General features: G+C 49.9%; 15 protein-coding genes and 1 pseudogene. 9 read left to right on the top strand and 7 right to left on the bottom strand.

The genetic code is table 11. From position 1 onward, the window contains the following. The first annotated feature begins 12 nt into the window (after positions 1-12). The 6 genes from EAV92_RS12380 to EAV92_RS12405 all read left to right on the top strand — a co-directional run bounded on the left by EAV92_RS12380 (position 13) and on the right by EAV92_RS12405 (position 6,927). Positions 13-999 carry a substrate-binding domain-containing protein gene (locus tag EAV92_RS12380; protein ID WP_123041375.1) on the top strand — a complete coding sequence of 329 codons (987 nt, stop codon included), beginning with the start codon at positions 13-15 and terminating at the stop codon, positions 997-999. 25 nt (positions 1,000-1,024) lie between these two features. Then, positions 1,025-2,284, top strand: coding sequence for an extracellular solute-binding protein (locus EAV92_RS12385; protein ID WP_123041376.1), 1,260 nt, complete (start codon positions 1,025-1,027; stop codon positions 2,282-2,284). 190 nt (positions 2,285-2,474) lie between these two features. Next, a complete protein-coding gene (locus EAV92_RS12390) occupies positions 2,475-3,854 on the top strand; it encodes an ABC transporter substrate-binding protein (protein WP_123041377.1) in 1,380 nt (459 codons plus the stop codon). Positions 3,855-3,952: 98 nt separating this feature from the next. Further along, entirely contained in the window at positions 3,953-4,855 is a 903-nt protein-coding gene (locus EAV92_RS12395) for a carbohydrate ABC transporter permease (RefSeq protein ID WP_123041378.1), read from the top strand. Positions 4,856-4,871: 16 nt separating this feature from the next. Continuing rightward, complete coding sequence (locus EAV92_RS12400; RefSeq protein ID WP_123041379.1) at positions 4,872-5,717, top strand: carbohydrate ABC transporter permease; 846 nt, start codon at positions 4,872-4,874, stop codon at positions 5,715-5,717. Positions 5,718-5,727: 10 nt separating this feature from the next. Beyond that, positions 5,728-6,927 (top strand): MFS transporter, encoded by a 1,200-nt coding sequence (locus EAV92_RS12405; protein ID WP_123041380.1) that lies wholly within the window; start codon positions 5,728-5,730, stop codon positions 6,925-6,927. 45 nt (positions 6,928-6,972) lie between these two features. Here the strand turns inward: EAV92_RS12405 and EAV92_RS12410 are convergent, their stop codons facing one another. Beyond that, a complete protein-coding gene (locus EAV92_RS12410; RefSeq protein WP_123041381.1) occupies positions 6,973-9,021 on the bottom strand; it encodes a methyl-accepting chemotaxis protein in 2,049 nt (682 codons plus the stop codon). 221 nt (positions 9,022-9,242) lie between these two features. On the opposite strand from EAV92_RS12410, the gene yhbH reads away from it, so the two are divergent. Together yhbH and EAV92_RS12420 are read left to right on the top strand one after the other, a co-directional pair. After that, on the top strand, positions 9,243-10,388 hold the full coding sequence (gene yhbH / locus EAV92_RS12415) for a sporulation protein YhbH (RefSeq protein WP_123041382.1): 1,146 nt from the start codon (positions 9,243-9,245) through the stop codon (positions 10,386-10,388). 64 nt (positions 10,389-10,452) lie between these two features. Continuing rightward, positions 10,453-10,632 (top strand): hypothetical protein, encoded by a 180-nt coding sequence (locus EAV92_RS12420; protein ID WP_123041383.1) that lies wholly within the window; start codon positions 10,453-10,455, stop codon positions 10,630-10,632. Between the two features lie 356 nt (positions 10,633-10,988). Here the strand turns inward: EAV92_RS12420 and EAV92_RS12425 are convergent, their stop codons facing one another. Beyond that, the gene (locus tag EAV92_RS12425) at positions 10,989-14,177 is read right to left on the bottom strand and encodes an HD domain-containing protein (protein ID WP_123041384.1); all 3,189 of its coding nucleotides are present in this window, start codon (positions 14,175-14,177) and stop codon (positions 10,989-10,991) included. Positions 14,178-14,576: 399 nt separating this feature from the next. Between EAV92_RS12425 and EAV92_RS12430 the strand changes: the two genes are divergently transcribed. Next, on the top strand, positions 14,577-14,756 hold the full coding sequence (locus tag EAV92_RS12430) for a hypothetical protein (protein ID WP_123041385.1): 180 nt from the start codon (positions 14,577-14,579) through the stop codon (positions 14,754-14,756). Positions 14,757-14,838: 82 nt separating this feature from the next. On the opposite strand, the gene EAV92_RS12435 is transcribed toward EAV92_RS12430, so the two are convergent. The 5 genes and pseudogenes from EAV92_RS12435 to EAV92_RS12455 form a co-directional block, all read right to left on the bottom strand. Then, positions 14,839-16,218, bottom strand: coding sequence for an SNIPE associated domain-containing protein (locus EAV92_RS12435; RefSeq protein WP_123041386.1), 1,380 nt, complete (start codon positions 16,216-16,218; stop codon positions 14,839-14,841). A gap of 28 nt (positions 16,219-16,246) precedes the next feature. Further along, a complete protein-coding gene (locus EAV92_RS12440; RefSeq protein ID WP_164472749.1) occupies positions 16,247-16,849 on the bottom strand; it encodes a hypothetical protein in 603 nt (200 codons plus the stop codon). 257 nt (positions 16,850-17,106) lie between these two features. Next, positions 17,107-17,220 carry a hypothetical protein gene (locus EAV92_RS25230; RefSeq protein ID WP_420888780.1) on the bottom strand — a complete coding sequence of 38 codons (114 nt, stop codon included), beginning with the start codon at positions 17,218-17,220 and terminating at the stop codon, positions 17,107-17,109. Beyond that, a pseudogene (locus EAV92_RS25235) lies at positions 17,193-17,405 on the bottom strand (hypothetical protein); the annotation flags it as partial. The gene EAV92_RS25230 and the pseudogene EAV92_RS25235, both read right to left, overlap by 28 nt. Before the next feature lie 515 nt (positions 17,406-17,920). Further along, complete coding sequence (locus tag EAV92_RS12455) at positions 17,921-19,012, bottom strand: sulfate ABC transporter substrate-binding protein (protein ID WP_123041390.1); 1,092 nt, start codon at positions 19,010-19,012, stop codon at positions 17,921-17,923. Positions 19,013-19,201: the final 189 nt, after the last annotated feature.

Consider the following 19,201-nt stretch of genomic DNA (forward strand, 5'->3'; position numbering starts at 1 on the left):
GGAGGGTTCCCCATGCGCAAACAGCGTTTTACCGTCGCCATGATCGTGTTATTGCTTGTCGCCGTTTTTTACGCGGCTTATTGGATGAAATCGCTGACCACGGCGAGCGCCGACGGCAAGACCGTCACCGTCGTGCTGAAATCCCTTAACGTGCGCTCCGATTTCTGGCAGACGGTCAGCGCAGGCGCCCAGGTCGCAGGCAAACAAGCCGGCGCGGTCATCGACATGGCCGGGCCGCTCCAGGAGAACGATGCGGAAGCGCAGATCAAGGCGCTCGAAGAAGCGATCGAACGGAAACCGCAGGCGATCGTCGTCGCTCCCTACGCCCATGAACGCATGCCCGAGATGATGCAGCGCATCCGGGACGCCGGCATCCGGCTCGTCGTCATCGATACGCCGCTGGACGTCGATCCGAAGCCGGTCTTCGTCGGCGACGACCATCGCGAAGCCGGCAAGCTGGCCGGGCGGACGGCGGTACAGGAAACCGGCTCGCACCCCGTGGCGGCGATTCTGACCGACTTCAAATACTCCCTCGTTTCGGAGCAGCGCCGGGAGGGAGTTCTCGACACCTTGGGAGACTTTCCCGGCAGCGTCTACGGCACTTATTATGCCGGGGATTCCGAGGATCGCGCCTACGATGTGGCGATGTCGCTCTTGCGCGACAACAAGCCGGACTTCAACGTCATCGTGGCGCTTACCCCGGCGACGACGCTCGGCGCGGCCAAAGCGATCAAGGAGACCGCCAGCGGCTCTAAGGTGCGGCTCATCGGATTCGACAGCACCATCGGCGAAATTCAGCTGCTGGAGGAAGGCGTGCTGAACGCGACCGTCGTGCAGAAGCCTTTTAACATGGGGTATCTCGGCGTCAAAGCCGCTCTCGACCTGTTGGACGGCAAATCGGTGTCCAGCACATTCATCGACTCAACGGTCGTATCGAGCGCGAACATGTACACGCCGGAAATCCAGAAGCTGCTCTTCCCGTTCATCGAAAACCAATGAGGTCACGCGCAAAGGAGGTTTTTCCATGGCCTTCCGGCCTTGGCTCGCAGCATTGTCCGCGCTGACGGCACTCTCTCTGGCCGCCTGCTCAGCCGTCAAACCGGAGCCCGTTTTGTCCAAACCCGAAAAACGGGCTTTGATCCGGTTCGTCGCTTCGGAATACAGCACGGAAACGAAACCGGTTCTGGAACAGCTCGTCAAGGAATTCGAACTGAAAAACCCGCTGATCGACGTCGAGCTCCAGGTCGCCAACTGGGATATCCTCGACGGCATCTACACGAGCATGATCAGCAAAAACCAGCCGCCGGACCTGCTCAACACGAACGTGTACGCCCATTTCGCCAAAGACGGACTGCTCAACGATTTCAACGAAATTTTGTCCCCGCAGTTGAAAAGCAAACTCTATCCGAATTTGTTGGAAATGGACCGGATCGGCGGGGTTCAGCACGCCATTCCGTACGTGGCTTCGGTCCGCAGCCTGTATTACAACAAGGATCTTTTCAGCAAGGCGGGCATCGCGAAACCTCCGGCGACATGGAGCGAGCTTGAAGCGGACTCGAAGAAAATCATCGCCGCGACCGGATCGCACGGCTTCGGCGTGGACCTCACGGACAACGAAATCCAGGCATATTTGTCGTACTTCTTCTTCGGCTCCGGCGGGGGATGGATCAAGGACGGCAAATGGACGATCGATTCTCCGGAAAACGTCGAGGGACTCACTTTCCTGAAAAAGCTGTTCGACGAAGGATTGACGGACCCGGAACCGACGGTGACGACGCGCGACGAGAAGCAGAGGATCTTGGGGGACGGCATGCTCGGCATGATGATCTCCGGCAACTACTTCACCTCCGTCGTTCCCAGGGAATTCCCCGGCCTCAAATGGGGCGTCGGGCCGATCCCCGTGAAGGACGGGCATTCGCCGATCTCGTTCGGCGTTCACGACGTGCTCGTGTCGTTCAAGACCGACCACACCGATAAGCAGGCGCTCTCGAAGTTCCTGGACTTCCTGTATGACAATTCTACTTACCAGGAAATGATCCAACGAGAAGGCTTTCTCCCGGTGACGACCCCCGTCGGAAAGAAATTGTCCGAAGCCGATCCGGTCATGAAAGCCAACATGGATGCGCTGGCCCAAGCGAGATTCTACCCCGTTCAGGAGCCGGCCTGGCAGGCGGTCATGGACCGGGCGCGCAAAATGGGGGACGCCGTGCTGTACGACAATCTGTCTCCGAAGGACGCGCTCGACCAGCTTCAGCAGTTCGCCGTCGACCGCAGCTCGAAGTAAGAAATTCACACCGGGGCCCCCAAAAAGGAATCGGAATCCGCATCGAAGGCCATCGTCACTTTTTGGGGAATCAGAAGATAATAAAGAATTCTTGGAAGATATTCGATAGAGACGAAACAGCCCTCCCTATAACATGAATGTAGCGCCGGAAGGCGCGGACACATTCACTTAAGGGAGGGTTTCTTGTTTCATGAAGAACAAGAGAAAAATCACTGCAGCCAGTCTTGCCGCACTGCTCATCGTGCTGCTGCTCGCCGCTTGCGGAGGCAAGAACAACGACGCTTCGTCCAGTTCGCCTTCCGCATCCGAGCCGGCCGCCTCGGCCTCTTCGCCTTCGGCTTCCGCTTCCGCATCGGCTCCCGCCGATTCCGGCACGAAACTGACCGGCGACTTCGAAATCCAATACTTCGTCGGCGGTTACGGCGACAAGTGGTGGAAGAAAGTCATCGCCGACTTCGCCGCGGCCAACCCGGACCTGAACGTCATCGAATCCGGCGGACCGCAAATCAATGAACAAATGAAACCCCGCTGGATCGGCGGCAACCCGCCGGATTTCGTCTACATCGACGGCGCGGGCCTCAACGACCGCCAAATGGTCGAAGACGGCCAGCTCGAAGATTTGACGGATTGGTTCGCTTCCGCCAAGAACATCGACGGCACGCCGATCAAGGACATCCTGGCGCAACCGCCGCAGCAATACAACGGCAAAATCTACAACATCCCGCTCGTGCTGAACTCCTGGGGCATTTTCTGGGACAAAGCGCTGTTTAAGGAAAAAGGCTGGACCGAGCCGCAAGACTTCCAAGCGTTCCTGGACGTCAGCGACAAAATCAAAGCCGCCGGCATCAATCCGTTCATCCACACCGGCAAATACCCGTACTACATCAATGGCGCGTTCCTGTTCCCTACGATCGTATCCGAGAACAACAACGATCCGAGCATCCTGCAGGACATGGCGGCCAACAAGGTCGAAGCGTTCCAAAAACCGGCCGTGCTCGCCGCGCTGAACAAAATCGTGCAAATCCGCGACAAAGGCTTCATCGACAAAGCTTCGGTACAGATCAACCACACCGATTCGCAAATGCTGTTCCTGCAGCACAAAGACGCGTTCATCCCGAACGGCCTCTGGCTGCCGAACGAAATGAGCAAGGACATCCCGAGCGGCTTCGACTTCGGCTTCATCCCGTCGATCGGCCAAAACGCCGGCGGCAAAATCGTCGCCAACACGTCTACCGCAACCGTCGCGATCGCTTCCAAAGCGAAAAACAAGGAAGCCGCCAAAGCGTTCCTGCAGTTCATCTTCTCGAAAGCGCAAGCTTCCCAATGGGCGGAGTTGAGCGGCGCTCCTTCGAACATCAAAGGCGACATCAGCGCTTCGAACGCGCCGAGCCACGTCAAAGACGCGGCGAAGTTCCTGACGGATCCGAACACCGTCGTCATCCCCACGATCACGTACAACGCCGACGTCGACAAAGCGATGATGGACGCGACGCTGGCTCTCACCATCGGCAAAATCACGCCGGAAGAATGGGTCAAACGCGTCACTGACGTCGCGGCCAAAGTGAAATAAAGATAATCCGGTTCAGCGTTAGCATCAGGAGGGATGGCGGACGCCTCGCGGCGCCCGTCATCCTTTCTCCAATTTCCTTGAGGGGCGGTTCATAAACGATGAATACCCGGTCGGCCAAAACACAGCGGAACCTGTTTATCGCCGCTTTCATCCTCCCCACTTTCCTTTTCTTCTGCGCGTTCACGATTTATCCGATGCTCCAGGGCCTGTACTATTCCCTGTTCGATTGGTCCGGCATGTCCGACCATAAGACGTTCGTCGGGCTGGGGAATTTCAAGGACATGTTCAAGGATCCCATCGTCTGGCAGGCGATCGGCAACGACTACTTCCTTGTCGTCGGCAAAGTGATCGGCATCATGGTGCTCGCCACCTTTTTCGCCGTCGCGCTTACGCGGTTCAATTTCAAGCTCGCCGGCTTTTTCCGTTCGATTTTCTTCATTCCGAACGTCATCTCGGTCGTCGTCATCGGGGTGCTGTGGAACTTCATCTACAACCCGCAGATCGGCTTCCTGAACGCGTTCCTCTCGCTGTTCACCAGCGAGAAGGTGGACATCGCCTGGCTCGGCTTCACGTCGCACACGATCTGGATGCTGCTCCCTCCCGCCATCTGGGCGGGCATCGGCTTCTACATGATTTTGATCATCGCCTCTATCCAGAACATCCCGGACTCGCTGTACGAAGCGTCCGAGCTCGAAGGGGCCGGGCAATGGCAGCAGTTCCGTTCGCTCACCCTGCCGCTCGTCTGGGAACAGATCAAAGTGTCGATCATCCATATCACGATGACGACGCTGAACGGCTCCTTCATCATCGTGTGGATCATGACGGAGGGCGGTCCCGACAACAGCACGCAGGTGATGGGCTCGTACATGTACCAAATGGCGTTCCGGCAGTTCCATTTCGGCTTCGGTGCGGCGATCGGCGTGCTCATTCTCGTCGTCTCGCTGATCACGACCGTCATCCTGCAGCGGTTGATGCGCCAAGAGCCCATCGAACTCGGTTAAAAGGAGGAGATCACCTATGGAAACCGGCATCCGCAATCCCGCCGTCAAAATCGCGTTTTACGCCATTCTCCTCCTGTGGAGCGTGTCCGTCATCTATCCGCTGATCTGGACGGTCCTGGACGCTTTGAAAAACAACGAGCAGTTTTTCCTGGGCGCTCCCTGGTCCCTGCCGAAAATCCCGCTTATCTGGGACAACTTCTCGTACGTCTGGAAACATTACCATTTCGACCGCTATTTCGTGAACTCGTTCATCATTACCGTCGGCTCCACGCTGCTCGGCCTGATCCTGTCGGCCATGACGGCGTACGTGCTGGCGAGGTACCCGTTCAAGGGCAGCGGCGTGCTGTATTTGCTTTACGTATCGTCCATGATGATTCCGTTCATCCTGGGCCTCATTCCGCTGTTCTTCCTGATGAACTCCCTGCATCTGATCAACAAGCCGATCGGCGTCATCTTCGTGTACGCCTCCAGCTTGCTGGCGTTCGGGATTTTCGTGCTCGTCGGATTTTTCAAATCGCTGCCCAAGGAGCTCGAGGAAGCCTCGGTCATCGACGGCGCGTCGCATTTCGGCACGTTCTTCCGCGTCATGCTGCCGTTGTCCCAACCCGGCTTGATCACGATCGCGATCGTGAACGTTTTGAATATCTGGAACGAATACATCGTCGGGACGATCCTCATTAACGATCCTCGGCAGTATACGCTGCCCGTCGAAATCGCGGTTATGCAGAAGGAAATGCAGTATCGGACCGAATGGGGACCGCTGTTCGCCGGCCTGTTGTTCACCATCGTGCCCGTGCTTATCGTGTACATGGTGTTCCAACGCAAAATCGCCAGCGGAATTACCGCCGGCGCCGTGAAGTAAGGAGATCCGAATGCCCAAATCTCTCCGGCTGCTGCTGGCCATGAACGCTTGCTGTTCCGTTTTGGCGATCTTCGTAAGCATTTTCTTGAACCTGTTCATCTGGGAAAACGGCCAAAGCATCGCGCAAGTGTCGCTGTATAACCTCTCGATGTACGCGGCTTGGGGCGCGGCTTTCACCACCGCGGCCAAATGGCTCGCCCGCCATACGATCCGCCTGCCGCTCGCCCTTTCCGCCGTCAGCGGAGGGGCGGCTTTCGCTTTTCTCGGGTGGGTGGAATTGGACAACCGGACCGTCTGGCTGCTGCTGCTCGGCCTTCCGGTCGGCTGCATGTTCGGATTCTCGCAAGCCTCGCAAAATATCGGGGTCGCGCTTCGCGGCAAAGGCGGAGACTTCGCCGCTTATTTCGGAACGGCCTCGATTATCATTCAGCTTCTGTCCGTCGCCGTTCCGATCGCATCGGCCCGCATGATCGACGGGCTCGGGTACGGCGGCTCGTTCGCCGTCATGCTGGCGTTCGCCGTCCTGACGCTCGCTTTCTCGGCGGCGATGCCCGCGATCCGCATGCCTCCGCCGGAAACGCCGGAGGAGTCGCGGGAGTTCGGGAAGTTCCGCTTCCGCACCGCTTTCGGGTCGCCGGGTTCGGGATGGATCCTGCTCTCCCTGTTGTTTTCGGGGATGTTCCTGCAGTTTCAGAATCTGTTCACGCTGTTGTTCACGTTCTCGGTGACGCAAGACAAGCTGCTCATCGCCCTCCTGAACGTGTTGTACTCTGCTGCCGCGCTCGCAGGCTTGGCCGCTTATCGGAAACTCCGCCTGCAGGACGGACGATGGCTATGGATCGGCACCTGGCTGCTCGCGGTCGGTTTTCTCATCGTGCTGTTTCGTTCGCCTGCCGCTTTCATCGTATCCAACGTGATGACGACCGCCGGGATGTTTTTCTTCAGCACCGTGTGGAACGCCCAGCAGTTCCGGTTCATGGAGGATGGCGGTACGACGCGGAAAGCTTCTTTCCTTGTCTGGCGGGAATGCATCCTCATCGCCACGAGATGCGTACTTCTCGGTCTGACGTTTCCGTTGAAGGAATTGTCTGGCGGGTGGTTCGCCGGTTTGATCGGCCTCATCCTGCTCTGCCTGTTCGCCATTCCGGTGTTCCAGCATCGGGCGGAACGGGCGCGGGCCGAACAACGACAAAACTCCCTTACCGCTTGAACCAAGCGCGTAAGGGAGTTTTGCCGTTTTATCGTTTGAAGTTGTTTAGACCTTAAACCGTTCCAGCGAATTTCGGAGATCGCTTGACAGCTGCCCCAGCTTGTCCGACAAGCGAACGAGGCCCTCGCTGATCCGGAGCTGCTCGCCGCTTAAGGAAGCGACCTGCTCCGATCCCGCCACCGATTGCTCCGAGACGGCCGACACGCTCAGCATCGCGCCGCTCAGCACTTCCTGGGACGACTGCAGCTCGCGGATCGAAAGGTCGACATCGCCCAGCTTCGCCAGGAACCCGTCCATCCGTTCCCCGACCTGACGGAACATGCCGCCCGCCTCCTTCACTGAATCCATCTGCCCCAGCAGCATCGGCGTGACCTCGGAAAGCAGCTCCACGGTTCGCACGATTTCCGATTGGATCGCTTGCGTGATGTCGCCCGCCGTCTCGATCGACTGCTTCGATTGCTCCGCCAGTTGCCGGATTTCGTCCGCGACGACGGCGAATCCTTTGCCGGCCGAGCCGGCTCTAGCCGCTTCAATCGTGGCGTTCAGCGACAGGATGTTCGTTTGCTTCGTAATCCGGATCAGCATATCCAGTACCTGATGGATGGATTGGGTGCTGACCCGAAGCGAATCTACCCTTTCCGTCATCGATCGGATGAGCTCTTCGGCGGCCGACGTGCCCTCGATCACCCCGTTCATGTATGCCGTGCCCGTCGAGCTTGTGCGGTTGACGTCCTCCGCCCAAGCGACCATGTCGGAGCTGACCGCCACGAGCGTCTCCGCTTGTTTGCCGACGCCGGCGGTCAGCTCGGCGCCCCGCTCCGCGTCGGCAGCCAGCCCTTCTCCGCCTTTGGCGATGTCGAGCGTGGCGGCGGCGATCTCCTTGGCCGCCGTCTCGGTCGCAGCTGAAGCCTGCGCCAATTGGGCGGCGGTAGCCAACACCTCGTCGGCCGACTTGCCCGCGCTCGCGATCAGCTCGGTGATGCGGCCCATCATCATATCGAAGCTGACGCCGAGCTGTCCGATTTCATCGGTCGGCTTCGCGTTGGAACGGACCCGCAAATCGCCTTCGGCGCCTCGGGCCATCAAATTGCGCAATCTTGCCAGCGGCTTCCCGATCATCCGGGCCGTCATCCAGCCGAGAAGCACCGCGAGCGCGAACGCGGCAAGCAGCACGACCAGCACGGCTTTGTAGATCCGGCCGGCATCCTTGACCAGGTCGCCTACCGGGATCGTTCCGACCGTCAGCCAGCCGTTAACCTGCGATTTGGCGTACACGACCTTCAACGCCCCGCCGGCGGCCGTGAATGATCCCTTGTCAGGCTTCGTCGACTCGGCCGATACATTCTCGGCAGGCTGCCCGCGCATCTTTCGGTCCGGGGCATAGACGACCTGCCCGCCCTTTCCGACGACTTGAATCGTGCCGGTTCCCATTTGGACATCCTTCAGCCGCGTCGAGACGGTTTTAAGGTCGATGTCCATCAAAATAACCGCATAGCCCTTCGCCTTCCCTTGCCCGCGTATGAGACGCCCCAACGATATCGTTGGATTCGTATTGCGATTTTCCGAAAGGTTCCCTTCCAGCCAAGCGGAGTTTCCGTCTTGCTCCACGATCTTCTTAAACCAATCGCGTTCCCCGTAGCTGCCGCTCTGGAACAACCCCGACTTCGCCGGGATATACGTCCCGTCAGGCCGGAACGCCTCGATGGAGGCGATCGACGGATCGGAATACATGTAACTGCTCAACTTCGAGTCCAGCGTTTCCGCCAATGCCGCGTAATCCGGGGAATCCGAAGGCGTCTCGATCATGCCGGTTATCGTGTCTTGCAGCTCGCGGTCCACCATCATTTTCAGCACCAGCTGTTCATAGGACTGATAGAGAAAATCGAGCTTTTGGCTCGTTTGGACGGCCGTCTCCAAATAAGCATCCGATACCCTGCGCTCCAGCGATTGCTTCGCGATGCGATAAGAGACCACCCCCGTCACCGCCACGAACGCCACGATCGCGGTCACGAGGATCATCCCGATTTTAAAACCGATCGACCGTGTGGGAATGAACCGATTTCGCGAATTCCTTTTGTTGTCTAATCCGAACATCACGCCAAGACCTCCCGCCGGGTTGCTTACCCCTTAATATAGAGCGGGACCCAGCCCGGCAGAATCGACGATCCTCCATAAATTCTCGAATTTTTTACAATTTTGTCGAAATCGGCATCGGCTCGGGTACGAGCATCCGCGGATTTACACACATCCTTTCGGCGGCACGGAATATATTGAATACACATACCCTAATCCACTTTACAAGGAGGCGGCCCGCCATGAATCAGCCCTCGTTCATCTTGTCGCGGGAAGATTGGTCCCTGCACCGCAAGGGATATCAGGATCAGGCGCGCCATCAGCAGAAAGTACGCGAAGCCCTTAAACAAAACCTGCCGGACCTGCTGTCCGAAGAGAATATTATCCTCTCCGACGGACGCCAGATCATCAAAATCCCGATCCGGAGCCTGGATGAGTACCGGTTTGTCTTCAATAACAGCAAGAAAAAGCACGTCGGCCAAGGAGACGGCGACAGCCAGGTTGGCGACGTCATCGGCACCGAGCCCGCTTCCAAGAGCGGCAAAGGAGAAGGCGCCGGCGACCAGCCCGGGGACGACGTCGTCGAAGCGGAAATTTCGATCGCCGAGCTCGAAACCATGCTTTTCGAGGAGCTGGAGCTGCCCTATCTGAAACGCAAGGACAAGGAGCAGATCGAAATGCGCGACGTCCGCTTCAACGACGTCCGGCGCAAAGGCATCCTCTCCAACATCGACAAGAAACGCACGATCCTCGAGAACCTGCGGCGCAACTCGCGGGAAGGACATCCCGGAATCGCCGGCATTTCCCCGGACGACCTGCGGTTCAAGACTTGGGAAGAGATCGTCAAGCCGCAAAACAATGCCGTCATTCTCGCGATGATGGACACGTCAGGTTCCATGGGATCGTTCGAAAAGTACTGCGCGCGCTCGTTCTTTTTCTGGATGAACCGGTTCCTGCGCCGTCAGTACGAGAAAGTCGAAATCGTATTCATCGCGCACCATACCGAGGCCAAAGAGGTCAGCGAGGAAGAGTTCTTCACGCGCGGCGAGAGCGGCGGCACGATCTGCTCGTCCGCCTACGTCAAGGCGCTGGAGATCATGGACTCCCGGTACCCGTCGTCGCTGTACAACATCTACCCGTTCCACTTCTCCGACGGGGATAACCTGACGAGCGACAACGAACGCTGCGTGAAGCTCATCAAGGAGATGCTGACGCGCGCGAACATTTTCGGATACGGGGAAGTGAACCAATACAACCGCAGCAGCACGCTCATGTCGGCTTACAAGCATCTGGAGCATCAGCAATTCCTGTACTACGTGATCAAAGAGAAAAACGAAATCTATAACGCGCTCAAGACGTTTTTCCGGAAACGGGAGGCGGTCGGTTGAGGCACAAAATGGCGATCGTTCCCGGGTGGAACGATCGCTTTATTTCTCGCGGAGGTGAGGGTTAATGATGACGTTAGGAAGAGTCGCGCGTTGTCTGACGGTGGGTTTCGTACTGGCGGTGATCGGGATCGGGTTGCTGCCTTTTCTGCTTGTATTCATGCTCATCGACGTGAACGGCCTGACGGAGTTCGACCCGACGCCGGTGTATACGATGGTGAGCAAGTTTATTGGGGTGGGGAAGTAGAGATGGCTTCGTTTAAAACACAAGATTTTTTCGTAGAATTATCCGATGTAGTTCGAATAATGTTACTGGCGGCGGGGTGATGAATAAAACACTTGCAAATTCACTAAGCGGGACTATTTCTCGCCTTGCTCCAATATGTTTTCCTCCTCAGTTGTGATTCAATATCAATTTAAATACTTTGAAATTTTATTTTTGCAATTTCTGTTTAATGAAATACCTTATTCATAGAATTAAGGCGGTCATCTTGGCAAAGATGACCGCCTGTTTAATATTCGAGCACCAAGCTGCAATGTAGTTAAAAGTGAATGTCTTCACCTTTGTATGACAGTGTTCTTACTTCACTATTGTTACACCATTTAATCTTCTTGCTTTAATAAATCCCAAAATTCAAATATCAATTTTTTATAGGTTTCATGTATCTCTTTTTTTGTTGACGGATTAATAGAATTTTTAACCACCCAATCTATTAATTTATTCAAACCCATTGAATTAATAGCATAGTCGAAAAGCTCATTCTTTGTAGAAAATTTTTGATTTCTCATTTTCGAACTTACAAAAGGCGAAATAATAAATAAATTTTCATAAGATAAGCTATTTTCGCCTATGTCGAAAATCGAGTGCTCATAAAATTTAGGGATTTTTTTAACTACTAGCTTTTCATATTGAGGTATAGGATAGATAACTGCACGTTCCTTGAACTTTTTAATTAGATTTTTAATCTCCGAAGATCTGTCTTCTGTGGAAGTTTCCAACTTAATCATATGATTGTCAAAGCGCCTAAGCAAAATAAAATCAAGCTTATCAGTGTACAACAACTCTTCTTTATCATCTTCTATAAGATGAGATAAATCGATATCTGTCCACTCGATGGATTGACTTGAAAAATTACTAACATAAAAATGTTGATAAAAATATTGCATTGTCTCCCAATTGTTATTGAACATAAGTAGTTTTATCTCATCGGTAATCAAATGACTATATAGTGGGAATACCTGTTTTATTGTATACAAATCAAAATTTATTTCGGCGTCAAATCTATGTGGTGATATCATCATAACTACGTTTGCGTCAATAATCTCTCGATTGTCAATTTTATTTAAGTTTGTGTCAAAGAGATTAAATTCAATAGTCTTACCTACAAATTCCTTTGCTAAACTAGCATCACATTTAATATCCGGCAAATAGTATTCACATGCAAGAAGTAGCTTTGCTATAGGAGCTAAGGACAGTTTTTTACCTTTTCTTCGCTTATTTTGTTTTTCTACTTCATTAGCATATTTTAGGTATCTATCCTTCTCTTCATGTAAATGATCAAATGTAAATTTAAGAGCCTTTTGAACACACAATAGAAAATAATCATTAAGGAATTCCAAGTTTTCGCGTCTTAATGAAGTCCTAGCAATATTGATAAACCTTTTTGTTTCTATCCCAAGCAAGTCATAATTTGCTCGAATAAAATATAAACGTGGATTATTTGAACTATCGCTAAGTTGGATTCCCTTAAAATAAATACTTATTATATGTTCAGCATAGTTTAATGAATCGGATTCCCGAAAATATAGCTGCAGCGATGATCCTATATTGTTTTCCAAAAACATGATTGTGAAGCTACCAGTTTCCGGATCAAACACAAACTTCGCTCTACTATGCTCATCTATATTTTCAAAGTCATCTTTTTCATATTTCATATTATTTATTGTATATGTTGGCATATCATCTATATTGATTCTAATATTGAAAAAAGTCTCTTTAACGCTGTTTTTTATATATTTTAACACTTTATCATAAAACAAGGACGTATATTGATCATCGAATAAGAAATAATCATATTCTACTTCTTCCCTGACGATTTGTTTGCATATGTCTTCTCTTAATAGTAAGGAGATGTTTGTTCCTCGCTTTTTTTGTTCCACATCCTCTATAGTTACATACCCGTTCTTTTTCCGTGAGGAGATACTCAATTTCTTAGCCACTTCACCGTCCACTTTTGTCGTGATAGTGGCAAAATCAGAAACTAAAAACACCGATTGAAGTCCAATTCCGAAGTTACCTGTCGGCCTCAACCACACTGGCATTTGAATTAACTCTGACATTTTTCTTTCGTTTTTTCTCCAACCATCACCAACACTTGAAAGACCAACTAATTCATCTTTACTGATACCGCAACCTCTATCGGAAATATTTATTTCAATAAAAGTAATTCCTTTAATCTCCTTCGTCTGAAGGTGAACTTCAATGTCATACGAATCCCAGATGCAGTGTGGAATGTCGTTAACAAATTTAATATCTTGAACCGAATTAATTCCTTCATTTCTCAAGAATGAATCAAATATCCCGCTATGGATATCCGACCACATTTGGAACTTAGATGCGTCTATAGCATTTTGAATAAGCTCTCGTAGAAAAACCAATTTGGAATTATATATTCCGGAACCCTCTAAAATTTCAAAAGCGTCTTCTTGTTGAATTTCAAACCGCAAATTTGCCTGTTCACTAGAATCATCTTTTCCTTGTAAATACAATTTACATTTCCCTATTCTTGGTGGGCCACCAATAAAATCAGTAGGAACAATTTCAGACCAATGTACGGCTAGATTTTTCATTTCTTCCTTTAACCAGTCAATCCAACCTTGTGTAACCCTATAAACTTCTGCATTTTCGCAATCTGCTGTAATTTCAATAACTTGAGGACTAATTAAAAAATGTCTAATTGATGCATGCTTTTTTTCGTGAGTCTCTGATAGTTTAGGTATATTTGTAAGCATTTTTTGATAGACTTTTGTAAATCGTCCATCGTCTAGGTCCAATAGATCGCCTATACGTACAAGTTCAGCGATAAATCTTGGAAAAACTTTATCAGTACCTACACCATTTGATTCATAATCAAGTTGCATGACTTCTTCGAAAGGTTGACCATGTAAAAAAGAAATTGTTCCAATAAGGTGTTTTAGTCTCTGAGGAACAGTCCGAAATCCCGAAATACTTAAACCATACTCTTCCAACTTTTCTAACGCTCCACGACTATACTGTGGATGTTTTGAACGAAAATATTCACTGGCTAAAAGAATTACCGACTGCCTGACTTTCAAAGGCCAATCTTTTTCTTCCAAATGATTTTCAATCGAAGTAATATAATCGGCAGCGATAATATAATCTTCATCGTACTTGCTATAGTTTGCCGTTTTTTTAGAGTAGATGAATTTCTGGAAATCATCTTTAGTCCATTTATCTTTTAATATATTATCAACCAGTATCATCCCTGTATCATGTAAATATACCGACATCAGGATCAACCAAGTCGTAGTAGGACTTAACGACTTGATTCTTTTTGAGCCTAATAGCATTTCAATGTTTCTTATTATTTTTAGCGAGTGACTTTCATCATGGTCACTATAGTGAGGAAAGAAATGGGGTATTGCAGAAAGTGCTTTAGCAATTTCTTTTTTGTCCAAACACCAATTGTTATGTAACGAAGCGTATTCAGAATGCACGTGTTTAAATGACTCTAGGTGATCTTCAAGTGTGTAGTATTCAGACTCTTCCATTCGAATTGCACATCCTTTTTGCTTTTTACAGGTGATATTATTATTTCGTCACTCTGCCATAATTCGACACAATACAAAATATTCCTTTTGTTAGAATAATTTCATTAGAGAGAGCTCATTGGACATACATAGTAAGTGTGAGTACAAGTAACAACAAGCGGGGCGCAGTTTACAGACGAACATTTTCGCCTACGGGGAAGTGAACCAATACAACTGCTGCAGTACGCTCGTGTCGGCTTACAAGTATCTGGAGCATCAGCAGTTCCTTGTAAAACGAAATTTATAACGGGCTCAAGACGTTTATCCGGAAACGGGAGACGGTCGGGTGAGGCACGAGTCGACGATCGTTCCCGAAGCGGAGCGATCGTTTTATTTCGATTTCTCGCGGTGGTGAAGGACATGATGACGTTAGAAAGGGTCGCGCGTTGTCTGATGGTTGGTTTTGTACTAGCGGTTATCGGGAGCGGGTTGCTGCCGTTTCTGCTCGTGTTCATGCTCATCGACGTGAATGGCCTGACGGAGTTCGACCCGACACCGGTGTATACGATGGTGAGCAAGTTTATCGGGGTAGGGAAGTAGGATAACCTTCTACTTATGAGTAAGCCGGATCCGATAATGGATCCGGCTTAACTTAAAGCTGGTCTTCTAGATTGCCACTAAATTACTCGTTTGTTACCGCTACTTCCTTGCTAGATACTAATGCGTCAGTCATTGTATGGTTATTTCGCAGCACAAGAGTTTCACGATATTGTTCGGCATCAGCCGTCCGGATAAATTCTATGGTTTTATCGTGGTTTCTCTTTATTACTTCTTCAATTTCGTCCAAAGATACATTGAAAAACTCTCTTTTCCTATTGATGGCGTTTAACCTTCTGCTATCGAACTCTCTATGTAAGGCTGCCTCAAGTTTTGGAGCGTCTTCCGAAAAAATCATGGCATGAACATCAAAGTTAAAAGGAACCGATGCGTCCCCGAGTTCAAATACTCGATCGTAAGGATCTAGACGACGTGTCATGCCGATTTTATAAATGTTTTCGCCGAACGCGCCAATATTAGAAATTACATAAACATAACCAGCTCGTTGGTTCGCCTCTCTATAATCTATATCTTTAAGTTGTCGCTCAATCTCCCCTAAATTATGCTCGAATTCTTCTATTTTATTTTGCAGCAATACCCGTTCTTCGTCGCTGGTGCAAGATTCTAATTGCTTTATCGTTTTTTGTAACGCGTTCTGAAAATGTCGCTTTTCTTTATCAACTGTTTTTCTAGCTTCTTCAATCTCCCTTTGCAGCCTAGCTTCTTCACGCATTTGTTCCCGGATCTGCTTTTGTTCTTCCTTTTCTTCTTGCTTCTTTAGTTGATATTCATGTGCTAGATAAAGTTCTTGAAGTTTCAATGCCTTATATTGGTCGGATAAAGTAACCTTCATAATCCTTCCTAATTTATTGAGTGCATCAAATGATGCATTTATTCTTTTTTCAAATGTCTGAATGTTATTAAATTTGACATTCTCCACACATGAATCACACTCATTATTAAAAGATCGCAAAACTAACTTAATCATGTCGTTGACCATCCGTCTGCCCTCAGCAGCACTATTGTTGACCGTCCATGTGGTACTGCCGGTGCAAGCCGATCCGTCTTTGATTAAATTTTTCTGTTTTTCACGTACTATGTCTAAAGCATGCTTAAATTCAGAGCTGCTGGTAAGTTCATATTTAGGTATGTAGTGAGAGAAAGATTCAAGCATTATTTGTTCATCGAGTACAAGTAGTTGGTTCTTTTTCAACTGACATTCACGATCTAACTCAGATAGACTTATCGCAAATTGATTCTTTTTTTCCTCAAAGGATCGTTCAGAAATTAAAATATTTCGTGATAGTTCCTCTTTTTGTGTTGATAAATTGTCAATTATTTTCTTCAATTGATATATCTCTTTATGCTCGGGTGTGAGTAATGACTGTAACATTTCTTTGTCATTTTTTAAGGCTCCAATCTCTGATTTCATTTTACCAATCTTAAAAATGTCTGCGATACCCATTAACAGCACTCCTTAAGTAATAATAGTTTTACTTTCCTTTTATCTTTTTATATTGAGAAGTTTCGTTATTTATCGCTTGTTGAATTGAATCATAGATTTCTTGCAGTTCTGTAAACATTTTTTGAAACTCCTTATCTGCCTTTAAAATCTCAACGTTTGTGTATTCTCTATGTCGAACAAATAACAAACTAGTTTTATTTAAAAACTCCCGTGTATGAATGTATGTTTCCTCACTAATTTCTGCAGCTTTCTCTAGTGTGAATGATTTCTTAAATTCTGTTTCAAGCATTTTAATTACGTTTCCAGTCACACCACCCCAAAACTCAGGCCAACCTAATATTGTAATAATGTTTCCCGTTTCATAAAGGACAATATCAGCTGCCAATCTGATTTTTGGGGCTTTATTCAAATATTCATTTTTACGCTGGCCCTGAAGTGTCATTAATACACCCACTAGTGTAAGTGCACCTCCAATAATGGCTCCTACAAAACCCAATAAGTCCCAACTTTTCGGCAATTCATACCGTTCAAAAAGTAAAGTTAAAAGATGAAATGAAACAACTAATATGAAAATTGACACACTACCAATCAGAGTATAAATGAGCCATTGAAAAATATTATCTTGTTTCAAAGCAGAATCCGATCCTTTCAGATGCGAATAAGAAAGCACTATTTGATTTATTTCGACATGAAGTAATATTTTTCCTTTTGAGTTACACGTTGTTGCAATTTAACGATTGCCCATCCTAGTTATTTCTGAACTAAGCTACATCGGCTCGTTCGAGAAGTATTGTTTGCGCTCGTTTTCTCTTCCGGATGGACCGGTCGACAAAATAAAAAACGCTAGTCCACAACGACTAGCGTCTTTAAACCCTATTGATTTCCTTATTATCCTTTAGAAGAATCGTTTCTAGAATCTCTCACCCAAACCGCCATCTCGCCCTTGCCGCGGTTCGCCCAAGCGAAATAGGGAATTAATCCAACGAAGACCGGCTCCTCCATTCTACCTCGGAGTCTTCCTGATACAATTCGTCTTCCCAAGCATCTGTGTTCACACGATATGCAGCGGTTTCGATGACCTCCACGCCGCCCAGCAATTCAGGAGCAAAGCGTGCGTTCAACTTACTTTCTTTAGGCAGAATCAACTGATGCAGGTTCGCCCCGTTATTCGTCTCTTCCACGCAGAAGACGAATGGGCCTCCTCTGCAAAGCCACTTTGCCTATCACATCCCATACGAGAGGATGCCCTTTCATCCGCATAACCAGCATCGCGAAGATGAGGTCGATTGTATCGCCGCTCTGCCACACCTAACTCAACCACACCGAAGTCTGCTCCATCTTCATCCCCAAACATATGAATCTGTCGCCGAAAGCTTTGGAGGCTCTCGAGACTTTCTTTCAGTAGGAGCACGAGCCGCAGTCGCTTCGGAATTGGAAACGGCAAACAACCTTCCAGTTGTTCCTGCAGCACTTGGACCGCGATCTGGCTTCACCTGCGAAAGCCACAGCCATACAGCTCGCCGATCGGATAGAGTTCTTCATCCGCCAGAACTACGCGAGCGGCATCACGAATTCGGTGTTGCAAAAGAAGATGAAAGAGGTGGGCTTCCAATATATTTCGCATTATTCGACGTGCTTCTCGAAGTCAGAAGGACTCTCCCCTTCTGACTTCCGCAGAAAATTCGCCAGGGAGCGGTAACTGTCATTTCGATGCCTTCAATTGCGCGACCAGGCCGCCGTCCGAGAATAATGCGGCTTGCAGGTCTTCCCATCCCGTCAGGTTATCGTCTACCGTAAGCAAGGTCACTTCCGGGAACTGCCCCGTGAATTGCTCGGCGACGGATAGGAATCGAGGACGGAAAAAATGTTTGGCTGCGATTTTTTGAGCTTCCTCGGTGTAGAGAAAATCCACGTAAGCGTTCGCCGCCTCGCGTACCCCCTTGGCGTCCGCGTTCTTATCGACGACGGAAACGATGGGCTCGACGGACAGCGTGATTGCCGGAACCACAACTTCCACTTTGCCTTTATCGGGACCGTTCGCTGCCTCCAACGCCTTATTTTCCGTCGTCAACAGCACGTCGCCTTCCCCTTTTTGCAGGAAGTCCGCGAGGGCTTCCCCATCATTCGGAGCCAGGGTTTTCACGTGTCCAAACACGTCCGTGACGAATTTTTTCGCGGACTCTTGGTCATCGCCGCTGTCGTTCATCGCATAGGCCCAGGCTCCCGCATAATACCACCGGGCATCGGAATAGACCGACGCGTCGGAAGTGACGATGGCGATGTCGGGCTTCAATAAGTCCTTCCAATCCTGCACGCCCTTCGGGTTTCCTGCGCGAACGAGGAAGGCCACGGCGGTCGAATAAGGCGAACTGTTGTAATCGTATCGTTGCTGCCAACCTTCTCCGATGATTCCCTTCGCCTGGATCGCGTCGATATCGATCCCCACGCCGAGGGTCACCACGTCCGCCTTCAACGTTCCCGAAATGACGGCTTGCTCCTGTTCGGAGGAAGGCGCGCTGGAGGATTGGAAAGTGACCGTCTGTCCGGTCGTTTCCTTACGTGTTTTGGCGAAGGTATCATTCAATTCCTTGTAAAACGTTTCGGTCCCGTCCGCGGTTGCAACAAGCAGTTCGGCGGACTTCCCGTAATCCGGCGTGGCCGAGGGAGTCTCGTCGGCGGCGGAGGCGGAGTTGCCTTCGTTGCCGCTGCCTGAGCATGCGGTCAACAAAGAGGCCAACAATACCGCAATCACGATTACCGCCGGATATCGGCGGGCTTTGCTGGATGGTTTCATTTGAGCATTCCCCTTGATTTCGATTTGGAAAGATCATCCTATGGGAGCGATTGTAGCAAGGGGGAATTTGACCTGTCAATAAAAAATTCATAGTTGACAACTCGGAATAATATGTTTTACGATGATGGCATCCAATTGGAAATACCAGCCAACCGGTAAACCGGAGGCCTCGCATTCGCTTCTGTCCCG

Origin of the sequence: Cohnella candidum, assembly GCF_003713065.1 — a bacterium.
In the GTDB taxonomy this organism is placed as follows: domain Bacteria; phylum Bacillota; class Bacilli; order Paenibacillales; family Paenibacillaceae; genus Cohnella; species Cohnella candidum.